7 protein-coding genes are annotated in these 13,106 nt (G+C 49.6%); 3 read left to right on the top strand and 4 right to left on the bottom strand.

Annotation, left to right across the window (positions count from 1 at the left end):
- Positions 1-205: 205 nt before the first annotated feature.
- The 4 genes from PRUB_RS22490 to PRUB_RS22475 all read right to left on the bottom strand — a co-directional run bounded on the left by PRUB_RS22490 (position 206) and on the right by PRUB_RS22475 (position 10,617).
- Positions 206-6,898, bottom strand: coding sequence for a non-ribosomal peptide synthetase (locus tag PRUB_RS22490; RefSeq protein WP_010384222.1), 6,693 nt, complete (start codon positions 6,896-6,898; stop codon positions 206-208).
- 374 nt (positions 6,899-7,272) lie between these two features.
- Positions 7,273-7,470 (bottom strand): hypothetical protein, encoded by a 198-nt coding sequence (locus PRUB_RS22485; protein WP_010384223.1) that lies wholly within the window; start codon positions 7,468-7,470, stop codon positions 7,273-7,275.
- 878 nt (positions 7,471-8,348) lie between these two features.
- Complete coding sequence (locus tag PRUB_RS22480; RefSeq protein WP_010384226.1) at positions 8,349-9,410, bottom strand: hypothetical protein; 1,062 nt, start codon at positions 9,408-9,410, stop codon at positions 8,349-8,351.
- 241 nt (positions 9,411-9,651) lie between these two features.
- Positions 9,652-10,617: a hypothetical protein gene (locus PRUB_RS22475; protein ID WP_010384227.1), complete on the bottom strand. Its 966-nt coding sequence runs from the start codon at positions 10,615-10,617 to the stop codon at positions 9,652-9,654.
- A 242-nt stretch (positions 10,618-10,859) separates the two neighbouring features.
- Here PRUB_RS22475 and PRUB_RS22470 point away from each other — a divergent pair, with 242 nt between their 5' ends.
- From PRUB_RS22470 to PRUB_RS22460, 3 genes are all read left to right on the top strand, one after another.
- Positions 10,860-11,696, top strand: a complete 837-nt coding sequence (locus tag PRUB_RS22470) for a pirin family protein (RefSeq protein ID WP_010384228.1) — start codon at positions 10,860-10,862, stop codon at positions 11,694-11,696.
- Positions 11,697-11,740: 44 nt separating this feature from the next.
- Positions 11,741-12,712: a glutathione S-transferase family protein gene (locus tag PRUB_RS22465; RefSeq protein ID WP_010384229.1), complete on the top strand. Its 972-nt coding sequence runs from the start codon at positions 11,741-11,743 to the stop codon at positions 12,710-12,712.
- A 189-nt stretch (positions 12,713-12,901) separates the two neighbouring features.
- Entirely contained in the window at positions 12,902-13,078 is a 177-nt protein-coding gene (locus tag PRUB_RS22460) for a glycine zipper domain-containing protein (RefSeq protein WP_155946340.1), read from the top strand.
- The last annotated feature ends 28 nt before the right edge of the window (positions 13,079-13,106 follow it).

Below are 13,106 nucleotides of genomic sequence, written 5' to 3'. Positions count from 1 at the left end.
TGGCTGACTAACTCATCTCTGTGTTTAACTGCAAAAGCGCTGCGCCCGTAACCAGAGAGCCACTCAGATACCTGAATCGCGCCCATACACCGGCTTAGCCTCTACGACTTAAAACCAGCCTGAATCGTCAGGCTGGCAGATTATTTACTTTGTGTCTTTGCGTGTGCTTGTATCTCAGGCCTGTGGCCTGACTAACCTTGTCCTGTTACCAGTCCATTTCCTCCAGCTCAGCATCATCCTCTGCCAGCGGGTCACTCTGGCGACTGAGCAGGTAATCTATGTGCAATGCCTGCTCCTTAAGCTGCGGCTGTGCAAACAGCTCTTTAATAGAAAACTCAACGGCGAAGCGGTGACGGATCTGGGTTTCCAGCCGGGTCACCAAAATGGAGTTGCCGCCTTGCTCAAAAAAGCGTGCATGACTGCTTATCTCGCTGGCCGCTATGCCTAACAAGGCTGACCAGACTTCTGCCAGCGCCTGCTCGGTCGCCGTTTGGGGTGCAACATAAGGCTGTTCACTGTCTACACCAGACACGTCTGGCAACGCTTTTTTATCTATTTTTCCATTCGGGGTGAGTGGCCACTGCTCAACCACCACAAAACGGCTCGGCACCATATATTCCGGCAACTGAGCATGTAAATGCTGCTCAACGTCCTGTATCACGGAGGCCTGGTCCTGCGCTTCATCGCGCGGTTGAATATACGCAATGAGCATATCCGTGCCATTGCTGGCCTGTTTCACCAGCACCACGGCAGAGTCGAGTACCGCACAGCGGTTCAGCTGTGCCTCCACTTCGCTCAGCTCAATGCGGAAGCCGCGAATTTTGACCTGAGCATCGAGGCGACCGACAAACTCAATGCTGCCATCGGGTAAAATTTTGGCCAGGTCGCCCGTTTTGTACAAACGGGTACTGTCACGGTGTGCCGGATAATAATAAAACGGGTTTTCAACAAACTTCTCAGCACTCAGTTCAGGGCGCTGATGATAACCACGTGCCAGCCCGTCACCACCTATGTGCAGCTCACCAATCACACCAGGAGGCACCAACGCCATGTGGTTATCCAGGACATACAGGCTCACATTGTTCAGTGGTTTACCTATAGTGATCGGGGTGCCCGGGTACAGGCGCTGATAAGACGCACATACTGACGCTTCCGTAGGACCATAAGCATTAAAGAAGGGATAATGTGCCGACCACTGATTGACCAGCTCCGGCTCACAGGCTTCACCTGCCACTATTAATGCCTGCAGCGACAGCGAGGTGTCGAGTGGCATCATGGCCAAAAATGCCGGAGGTAAAGTCACATGGCTGATCTGCTGTTGTGCAAGCAGTGCAGTAATGTCATCTGGGGAGCGTCTTTGTTCGCTACTGGCTATGACCAGCGTGGCGCCATTGAGCAGTGCCATGGCATATTCCCAGGTGCCCGCATCAAAGCTCATTGATGCGAAATGCAGTACCCTGCTGCGCGGCGTAATGGCAAAGGCGCGGCGCTGGTTGTCCGCCAGATTGACTATGCCCTGATGCTCCAGCAACACCCCTTTTGGCTGACCCGTCGAGCCTGAGGTATAAATCTCATAGGCCAGACTGGTGGGCAGCAGCCCCAGCGCTTTATGATCCAGATTTTCTGCGCTGCAATGACTGAACGGCCCCAAATGGGTATCATCGAGCAAGCCATCCACCGGAATAAGCGCGTAATCGGTGAGAGAAACAGCATCGCTGATGGCCTGACTGCTGATGATGGTCCTGATCCCGGCGTCTTCGAGCATATAACTCAATCGTGCGGGTGGATAGGCCGGATCCAGTGGCACATAAGCACCACCGGCTTTAAGCACCGCCAGGGTCGCGATGATCATTTCCAGCGAGCGATCCAGCGCTATCCCTATCAAGGTATCCGACGTGATAGTGCCCTGCTCTCGCAAATAGTGTGCAAGCTGGTTAGCCTTGCTATTCAGCTGCGCATAACTCAACTGCTGATCAGCAAAGATAAGTGCAATATGATCCGGGTTGCGCTCAACCTGCTGCTCAAAGGCCTGATGAATACATAAGGTCCGATCATACTCATGATAGTTATCATTGAGGGCATTAACCAGATACTGGCTTTGTTCGTTCGCCAGCACACTCAGCTGCCCGGGCGGGTTGTTCAAACTGTGGGTCATCTCTGTTTGTACGAGGCGCTCCAGCAACAACATCAGGTGCTCACTCAGGTGCGTGATATGGGTCTGTGAAAATAACGAAGTGTCATAAATCCAGTTAACCTGAAGTGCCGCCTCACCCAGTGAGAACTCCACTTCAAGGTCGAATTTTGCCACGCAACCGGCCTGCATCAATGGCGTGAGCGTCAGCCCGTCGAGCGCATTTTGTTCAGACCCGGACGGTGTTTGCGCGCTATTAAAAGACGTCATGATCTGACACAGCGGTGCATGGGCATCGCCCCGCGGGATCTGTAATGTATCCACCAGTTGCTCAAACGGTAGATCCTGATGACTTTGCGCGTCCAGATGCACATCTCTGACATGTTGCAGATACGCATCCAGCGATGGCTGCTCTGTGTTCACCCGCAGTGCTAGAATATTGACAAAGAAGCCAATCAGCGGCTCCACTTCAGCCTGAAGTCGGTTCGCCACCGGCGTACCAATCACCACATCTACACTGTTGCTGTATCGGCTGATGGTCAGTGCCAGCACCGCATGCAGCAACATAAACGGGGTCATCTGGTAATGTGCGGCCATATCACGTAGCTGGGCAGCCAACTGTGCAGAGGCTTTACCCGATACCATAGCGCCTTCATAGCTTTTTTCAGCAGGCCTTGGATAATCCAGTGGAATACCGTGTACGCCCGGTGCATCACTCAACTGAGATTGCCAGTAGTCGAGTTGTTGTTGCAGCACATCTCCCTGTAACCAGTTGCGTTGCCACTGGGCAAAATCGGCATACTGAATACTGAGTGGTGTAAGTGGGTTGTCCAGACCGCTTCGCAGTGCGGCATATAAAGAGAAAAACTCGCGGCTGAACACGTTCAGTGACCAACCGTCTGAGGCGATATGATGCATATTGAGCAGCAATACGCCACGTGTCGGGTTGAGGCTGATGAAGCTGGCGCGCAGCATCAGATCTGTGGCCAGGTCAAATGGCGCCTGGGCGTCTTCAGCCAGCAGCAGGTCGAGCTGTTGTTGCGCCTCAGTTCCCGCCATATGGTGTAGCTCAATATGACGGATAATCACAGGTTGAGGTGTAAGGATGACCTGCACTGGCCCAGCCTCTCCTTCCTGATACACAGTCCTTAGCACTTCGTGCCGGGCCACGATCGCGCTCAGTGCCTGTTGCGCCACAGTCAAATCAAATGGGCCGTCGACTTCAAAAGCCAATGGCATATTGTACTGGGCAGAGCTGCCCTGGAACTGATCGATAAACCACAGTCGCTGCTGGGCATAAGATAATTCAAAGCTGTCTGTATCACGCGGCAACGCCTCGATCACAGGTCGTGATACTTTGCTGCTTTGCTCAATCAGCGCAGCCAGATCAGCCAAAGTACTGGCTGAGAAAACCTGTTTGACGGCAATTTCGACCTCAAACTCAGTGCGGATCAAGGATACCAGCCGTACCGATAACAACGAATGACCACCGAGCGCAAAGAAGTCTGCTTCACGAGTTAATTGTTCAGCCTCACACGAAAGCAAGGTCGCCCAAATCCCGGCCAGAGTTTGTTCTGTCTGAGTGTGCAGCGCTTCGCCCTTACTCAGAGCTAGATCTGTTTTAACCGCAGGCAAGGCACGTCGGTCGATTTTACCATTGGCGGTGAGTGGCCATTGCTCAACTAAAGCGATAGCAGTCGGTACCATGTAAGCAGGCAAAACGGACCTGAGCGCCGTCAACAGTGTGGTGGTCAAGTGTTGCTGTGCATCGTTTGTCTCACACGTGATACAAGGGCGAACATAGGCAACAAGTTGTTTGCTGGCTGCTTCACCTATTGCCAGCACCAATGCAGATTCAACCTCATCAAAAGATTCCAGAACGGCGCTTATCTCACCAGGTTCAATCCGGAATCCTCGAATTTTTATTTGTTCATCGCTTCGGCCCAGATATTGTAAGTCACCTTGCGGTGTGACACGGACCAAATCGCCGGTTTTATAAAGTCGCGATTGGCTGGCAGGTAACGCCTGCACACGCGCGGCATCAATAAAACGCTCGTCAGTCAGCTCAGTATTGTTGTAGTAGCCCAGTGCAACACCTGGCCCTGCAACATACAATTCGCCCACACAGCCTGTTGGTACCGGGACTAAGTCAGCATCCAAAATCAGACACTGGGTATTGGCAATCGCACGACCTATACTGGCTTCTTCCTGATCATATTGTGTGACATGGCACGTTGTGGCGACGTGAGTTTCAGTAGGGCCATAATGATTATATAAATCACAGGATGGATGCTGCACCATAAACTGACGAATACTGGGAGTGAGTTTCAGCACATCTCCGGCTACACACACCTGTCTGAGCCCAGACATATCAATGGCCGGATTTTGATTTACCTGCTCAGCCATTAAATCAAACACAGCGGGTGGTACAAACAATCGCGCTATGTCCTGCGCAGCAACCAGGCTGGCCAGATCCTGCAACTGGTCTTTTTGCTGCTGTGACATCAACACCAGACATGCGCCCGTGTGCCAGCTGGTGGCCAGTTCCTGAGCCGAAACATCGAACGTCAGCGGGGTAAATTGCAAAGTCCGGTAAGGCTGGGTGATACCGTCAATCTCAGCCTGATGAACACTCAGATTCACCAAAGTGCTGTGACGCTGGTTGACGCCTTTTGGCCGACCAGTTGAGCCGGAAGTATAGAGAATATAAGCACTGTGGTCGCCGCCAATGTCTGGCAGGCTGTGCACTTGTGTTACTGGCTGCCATAAATCCGGGTTGTCCAGTCGCACACACGGTAATCCAGCGAAGGTGTCTTGTTTCTGTGATAACACCAGCGAGAGTGACAGCTCGCCGATAATGTAATTTAGTCGTTCTTCAGGGGCTTCGGGGTCCAAAGGTACATAGGTTGCGCCCGCTTTGAGCAGCGCGGCCACCGCACACACAGTGCTAATGCTGCGCTGTGCCACAATCGCAACAGGTTGACCCACAGTGACACCATATTCCGTGATTAAGCGCATCGCCAGCGCGTCGGCACGGGCATTCAGTTCTGCATACGTCAGCTCAGTCCCGTGCTCCTGCAGCGCAATGGCGTTCGGGTTATGCCGAGCCTGATATTCCAGTAACTGATGCACGGTCTGCCATTCAGAAGATACCTGCGCGCCGCTTGTTAACGTCAGCGCTTGCTGCTGTTCTTGCTCACTCACCATAGAGAGTGCGGTCAGGTTGGTCGACCCATTATCAGCATGAGCCAGCTCGGACATTGCATTCAGCACATTACCCAGGTGCTGATCCAACTGACTGATATGCACTCGTTCAAACAAGCTGACGTCGTAGGTCCAGCCAATCGAGACGCCAGCTTCATTCAGTGACATATGAATGTCCAGGTCAAATTTGGTGGTCAGGCTGACATCCTGCATCGCCTGCAGTGACGCCTCACCCAGCTGGACACGCTCCGCTTGCTCCGCGGCTGCACTAAATTGGTTGTCTGTTGTCAGTAAAATCTGAAATAACGGACTGTAGGCGTTATTGCGTGGTACGTTTAATACTTCGACCAGCTGCTCAAATGGCACGTCCTGATTGCTCTGTGCCGCCAGATGGACTGCTCTGACGTGTGCCAGGTAATCGCGCAAGGTGTCATGGGCTGTGCTGACTCGCAACACCAAGGTATTGACAAAAAATCCGATCAGCGGTGCCAGCGATGGATCCTGACGGTTGGCCACCGGGCTGCCAATGACAATGTCCTTACTATTACTATGACGACTCAGTACCAACGCCAGTGCCCCATGCAACAGCATAAATGGCGTCAGTTGTAATTCTTTGGCCAAGGTAAGCAACCTGGTCGCGACCTTGCTGCTCAGTTGCGAGGTGACCAGTTCACCGCGATACTGCTTTTCAGCTGGACGGCTAGCATCTAATGGCAGCTGATGGAGTGCCGGCACCTGTTGCAGCTGTTGCTGCCAGTATTCCAGCTGCTTTTTTAGCCCTGCTTGTGCAAAGCTGCGCTGCTGCCAGTGTGCAAAGTCGCTGTACTGAATGATAAGGGGAGCAAGTGGGCTCGGTGTGCCTTGTTCGAGTGACTGGTAAATCGCAAAGAACTCTTTGGTCAATACATCCATTGACCAGCCATCCGACGCAATATGATGCATATTAAAGCTCAACAGCGCCTGACAGTGTTCTGCATCATCATGCGTTAATTGCAGATAGCTGGCTCTTATCATCAGATCCTGGCTGAGATCAAAGGGGCGGCTTGCTTCGCGCTCCAGATGAGCCCTGGCAGCTTGATGCGGGTCTGCCTGGTCACTCAAATCTAACACTGTGATATGCAATCTGGCATCGTCTAACACGCGCAGACACGGCGCACCATCACACTCATAAAAAACCGTTCTTAACACCTCATGGCGCTGCACTATGACATTCAGTGCTTGCTCCACCTTGGCTACATCCAGGCATCCATACACCTCGAAAGCCATCGGCATATTGTACTCGCTGGAGCCGCGATTCAGTTGGTCAATAAACCACAAACGGCGCTGAGAAAAAGACAATACCGGCGGCTCGCCAGGCTGAGCTTTGGCAACCGCAATAGGCGACTCAGTAACGCCACTTTGACGCTGTCCAATCGCTTGGATGATCTGTTGTTTGTTGTTCTTTAGAAAGTCTTTCTCGTCTGCTGTCAAAGCCTTGAGCTTACCTCTGACCAGTAACTTACCCTGTTCGTCGACAGTAAGTTTGATCCCTTTCTCGCTGAGCTGTAAAAAGAACTGTTTCATATTTTCGCTTTTGCAATCATATTGATATAAAGAAAAAACACCGGCATCAGAATCCCTAAAGCAGGGAACCTGTGATATCACCACCAGTGATACATAAGTCCAATCAGTCTTAATCTTTTTGCCATATTGAATGAAAAGTCCAGCACACTGTACTTATTCAAAGCCCCATTCGATGAACCTAGGCTCATACCCGGGTTGTCATATTGTCGCGACACTTTTTCGCTACAAAATAGCGTACACAATTAAGTGAATTGGCATCATAGAACCCCGCATGCAAATGCAGGGCTCTTTGGTTTATTGTTGCTGTTGTAGCCCGCTAACATGCCGCAATGTCAGTCAACGGGACTAAGATATGTATAAATTCATAGCCTGACTTATGCGTCAAGCTCGCAGCCACTTAATGAACGCAGTGACGAAGCCGGGCAAACGTATACACCACTACGCCCGTCTTGGTAACCAAAGTCATAGGCTATCTTGAAGATGTGATGGAGCAGCTGTACATCTACAGCCTCTGAATTCATATTGTGGATATTCAGATTGATGCCCAGTTCTGTCAGTGCGTCATTTTTCATCTTATCAGTCCATGTTAAAAAGTATTGCAAAGTGTTAAATTTTCACGCAAACGCATTATTATGTAATCTGCATCTTTTTTCTACACTTTTATTTCTCAAAATTATAAATTTCATAAACCAAATCAATAAACCTTTATTTTTATTGACTTAATTGAGTTTTTCACTTCTTTTTACTTGATCTGCAAAACTTACCTAAAACAGGTATAGAACAAAGCAACATTTAAACAACAACATTAACAACCCTGTGCCAAAGCCCTCTCTGTGGCGCAATATCCAGTTCACAGCTCAATGCAGACCGATACTATTTACGCTTTTCGAACCTGGTCAATGTGCTTCATTGGGGACATTTATACCCCATACATCGGGACAATAACATGACGGTTTAGGGAATTAATTGTTTCAAAATGGTGCAAAAGCGCTGCAGGGCGCGCAGCCAGCCGTTCAGACTCACCGTGTTTATGACGTTTACAGACTTGATTAATTTATAGATTTTATTTTCATGGATGGCGCAATAAAAAAGCCATAAAAAAGTGACTTCTTGCTGTCATATTCTCAAATTCGTGCGGTTTGTTGGCACAAATGCAAAACTGGCATCAATGCCCTGATCACAAATAACTCCCAGCTTAAACCCCGACAAAGACTACACGGCTTACCCAAAATGAACACCAAACTGATCGCAGTAAACCCAGCCGCAGGCGCATGTTTGGCGGCATCCTGGTGTCTACTTAATGAGCAAAATTCATTGTAATGAAATAGAAAAATCGTATAAAACGCAACAAAGGGGCGCGCCATGGCGGCCCCAAGATACCGCCATTATGTCACTATTTACACTGATACAATTCTAAGAGGGTAACGCACGTCAGGTTTTGTTGATGTGATTACTCTTGTTCAAGATGGGCAATCACCTGTGCCAGCGCCGTTGACACGGCTTTTTTATCCTGCCAGTCAAGTGTGGACCAGTCGACGCCGCATGCCAGCTGCGTGACATCCTGTGTCAGCAATTTTTGCAGTGCACCGGGCGAGCCAAACGATGTGGTGACAAAAGGGGCTTTACTTTTCTCAGGTCGCTTTTTGATCCCCTGTAATTGCTGCACAATGAGGTCAGAGATAGCGCGTTTATCCACAGCATTTAAGGTCGACTTGTCATGCTGCGCCTTATATTGCGACTCCACAGACAAAATAAGTCGCTTCATTTTGACAAAAGAATAACTGCACCCGGTTTCATAGGCTGACATAACCACCGGATAACGTGATAGCACGTTGTAGTTATCGTATGCGCCCATTGAAATGCCAAGTTTGGGGACTATGGTCCTGACCGTGAGTCGCGACATGCCAGCCTGCAGGCGTGCCTTATTCAGCTGTTCAATCTCTGTCATCGCATTAGAAAACGCCTGTAACTTACCATACTGAGGCAGATCCTCACGACTGGCATTTTCCTGAAACTGCTTAACCTTAGTCAGCAGGGGCTTATTATCGTAGACCTTAAACTGCGCAGCCGCACCATACCCTTTGGCGTATACCAGTGCGAAAAATCGGCGGTGTCCCGTGAGGATTTGAAAGCGACCATCCTCCAGGGGATATAAAGTGGGTACCTGGATCATTTCAGACACAGAAATGTTGTTGCCCAGCTCAATGATGGAATCTATGGTTTGCGAAGCCCGTTTCCAGTCTTCCGTATCGCGTTTCAAACAGTTAATGATGATCGATTTACCGATCAGAACGTGGTTTTCTCCCTGATAAAGCTTGGTGAGCTGTGCTTTACTCAGTTTACGCGCCACAAACAGACGAGCGTCTTCATCACTGACGAAAATAGACGGTAAAAATCGACCATTGGAGGGATCCGGAACAACTGAGCTCAAAAAAATGCTCTTATACTCGAAAGACTCATCGCTGAGTTCATTCTTATTGTTCAGGTTGCTCAGTAGCATTTGCTCTAACATAGTTTGTACTCTTAATCAGGCTGACATACGCGCTCAGCCGGGCGCCGTGGAACTTTGCCACAAACAACTCAAAGGTGATCACACCTAAAAAAGAGCAACGGCTCTGCCTTCAAGTTTAACGAAAATTTCATCGGGTGCCTACCGCCTTGCAATCCCTTTGCTATCCCTCACGGGTCAAATGACACACAAAGTTAAAGTCACTTTCTTGCACAGGTCAAGGCAGGAATTATTATTTTGTGCGTTACAGGGCCTCTATCAGATTATTGATGGCCTGCTGCTGCGATACCTGACCTGCCATATAGGGCTGCCAATATTGCGTTAGTTTGGCAAGCGGCTCCGGACGATTTTTATATAACCCCTTCCAGTGCGCATAAGGCACAAAGGTATGCCCCTGTGCGGCAAGCGCCTGTCGGGTTGCCTCACCGACAATATAAAATAACATGGGATGCCACAATGATTTAAACGCAGCTTGCTTACCCTGTTGTTTCGCCCGGCTTTCCAGCGCCTGATACAAAGGAGAATCCGGGAAGCTGGTGTGTGCCACCTCATGAAACAACATTTCGAGCGCAAACCAGTCATTAAAACCCGCCTGATAGGTATTGATAAACGTAATCAAGTTCCTGCCAGAGGTAAAAGCACCAGCGTGTGTAAACGGTCGGGCAACGGTTAAAACGCGATGCTGCTGCGCCACAATCACATCTGTTCCAAATATTTCATTCAGCCGTGAACAAACCTGTTCGCCGTACTCATCGAGCAATGCAATGCTCTGCGCCGTCCAGGCCTGGTTCTGAGCCTGATGTTGTGGCCATATCTCGTCTCGGTAGCTGCTCATCACCGCAAAATAGCCACGCGTCAGGTCGTTTACAGGTAAGTCGGTCACCGCACTGTTGGTATCAAACAGGTGTTCCGTCAACTCACTCAATACAGAGTCACTAAACAAAGGGTGAAACCTGGGCTGGCTTGTATGTAACTGATACTGCTCGATAGCAGCATGCCATTTTTGCCTGTCCTGAGCGTTTAATTTGCTCGGTAACGCGCTGGGGTTGCGCGCCAAAAAACTCAGATAGGCATGTAAGTTGTCTTCGGCTCGATTATTAAACTCCAGTGTTTGCTCATTGCATTGCCAGTGGGACTCAGAAGTCTGTGCAGAAACGGGAGCCTGCAAAGCAACACTCACCAAAGCACCAAGTAATCCGATTTTATTCATTATGCTTTCCTTAATTGGGTCTGTCACTGTTGGTCGCGACCAAGTGTACCTTATAATTATACGCCGCCAGTATCTAATCGGTAAACTGAGCGACTCCTTAACGGTAAAGATTCTATTAAATCGAACGAAACCTTCAATATTTGCAAATTTCATTCTCACATAGCCATTGCTAAAGTGATCACATCAGGCAGACACAGCGCATTGGACTAACTTTAACTGATGGCGCAGGCAACGAGGTTTTTATGCAGATTATTCGTATCAATAAAGCACAGGCTACGCAGGATGGCGCGGGCGTGAACATCAGCCGTATTGCGGGCTTTGATGGCAAGAGTTTAGATCCCTTTTTGATGATCGATGAACTGAAATCAGACAACAGCAACGACTATATGGCGGGCTTTCCGCCTCACCCACATCGTGGTATTGAAACCTTTACCTATATTCGTAAGGGCGGCTTTGAACATCAGGACCAGATGGGCAATAAAAAGGCTATTCGTGCGGGTGATGTGCAATGGATGAGCACCGGGCGCGGCGTCATTCACTCTGAAATGCCACTCAGTGACGCCAAGCAGGGTATGCATGGTTTCCAGATCTGGCTCAATATGCCAGCCAAAGACAAAATGCGTGCGCCCCGCTATCAGGACACAACCGAACACAAGGCGCCTGTAATTACCACCGACTCTGGCGCCGAGCTCAAAGCACTGGCGGGTAGCTGGCAACTGGGTGCACAAACGGTTCGCTCGCCACTGAATGATTTAGCAGGCAATGGTGCCATTGCGGATGTGATTTTACCACCCAACCAGCAGGTTACACTGGATATGTCGGGCTATGGCAAAGTCCTTATCTATATTCATACCGGCACACTGGCAGACTCGCAATTCAGTGCCACTTATCAGCTGGAATTGGACCCGACACACCCGGTTGAACTGAGCAGCGGTCCGGAAGGTGCAGGGATGCTGGTGCTGGCCGGCCACCCTATTGGTGAAAAAATTGCCCACATGGGTCCGTTCGTTATGAACACCCAGGCAGAGCTGCAACAGGCAGTACGTGATTATCAGGCCGGAAAATTCGGTAGCATTTAATGCCCGGCACAGTAAAGCATTTAGCAAATTAAGAGGACAATACAATGGGACGATTAATTGAAGGTAAGTGGCATGATGTCTGGTACGATACCAAGAGCAATCAGGGCAAGTTTAAACGCGAAAACGCGCAATTGCGCAACTGGATAACGGCTGATGGCAGCGCCGGACCATCGGGCGACAGTGGCTTTAAAGCCGAGTCTGGCCGCTACCATTTATATGTGTCGCTGGCATGTCCGTGGGCCCACAGAACACTGATCTTTAGACGCTTAAAACAGCTTGAAGCACACATTGATGTGTCTGTAGTCAGTCCTGATATGCTGGAGCACGGCTGGACCTTTGACAAGGCAACCGGCAGCAGCGGAGATACTCTGTTTGGTCATGACTACATGCACCAGCTGTATACACGCAATAAAGCAGACTATTCAGGTCGTGTGACAGTGCCAGTGCTATGGGACAAACAAACTCAGCGCATCGTCAGTAATGAGTCGAGCGAGATTATCCGTATGTTCAATTCAGCTTTTAACGAGCTGACAGGCAACACAGATGACTACTACCCTGAAGCACTGCGCCAGGACATCGACGACATTAACGATTTTGTTTACCACAAAATCAATAATGGGGTATACAAAGCTGGCTTTGCCACCGAGCAGGCAGCCTATGAAGAAGCGGTACAGGCCTTATTTGAGGCGCTTGAGCAGCTGGAACAAAAACTGAGCAAGCAACGCTATCTGGTTGGTGACACCCTCACAGAAGCAGACTGGCGTTTATTCACCACCCTGATCCGTTTCGACAGTGTTTACCATGGTCACTTTAAATGTAACCTCAAGCAAATTGAAGACTATCCAAATCTGGCCGGCTATATCCGCGAGCTATATCAATGGCCTAATGTCGCCGAGACGGTGGATTTCTACCATATCAAGCGCCACTACTATTTTAGCCACACCATGATCAACCCGACTCAGGTTGTGCCGGTTGGCCCGAATATCGATTACTCGCAGCCACACCAACGCGGTTAAGCGCCCTACACAGCCACTGTAAACCCCGTTTACAGTGGCTTTCTTTTAGCTGTTAACATGCCAATCCAACCTAACCCAATAACGTCGCGTTGCTATTTTTTCATTCCACATTTATTGAAATAAATAGCATAAGGTGTCTTTTGGTGCTAAATTAGCCACTGTCTAACGTGACTTTAAAGGAGTGAAATCATGAAGACAGATAAACAAAATCGTAAAAAGATAGCCAGCAAAATTGGCGTCAGTATGGTCACCGGATTGGCTGTTGGTACTGCTATAGGCGTCTCTTCTGAGAATATCGTCAATGGCGTAACGCTTGGTGTAGCGATCGGTGTGGCCGTCGGTATGCTGCTAGACATCAACAGTTAGTGCCCGAGTCAATTCGCATGCTTCGAGT

The sequence above is a fragment of the Pseudoalteromonas rubra genome (assembly GCF_000238295.3).
Lineage (GTDB): Bacteria > Pseudomonadota > Gammaproteobacteria > Enterobacterales > Alteromonadaceae > Pseudoalteromonas > Pseudoalteromonas rubra.
Note: the sequence above shows the minus strand (reverse complement) of the source record. Positions and strands in the feature narration are given on the sequence as shown.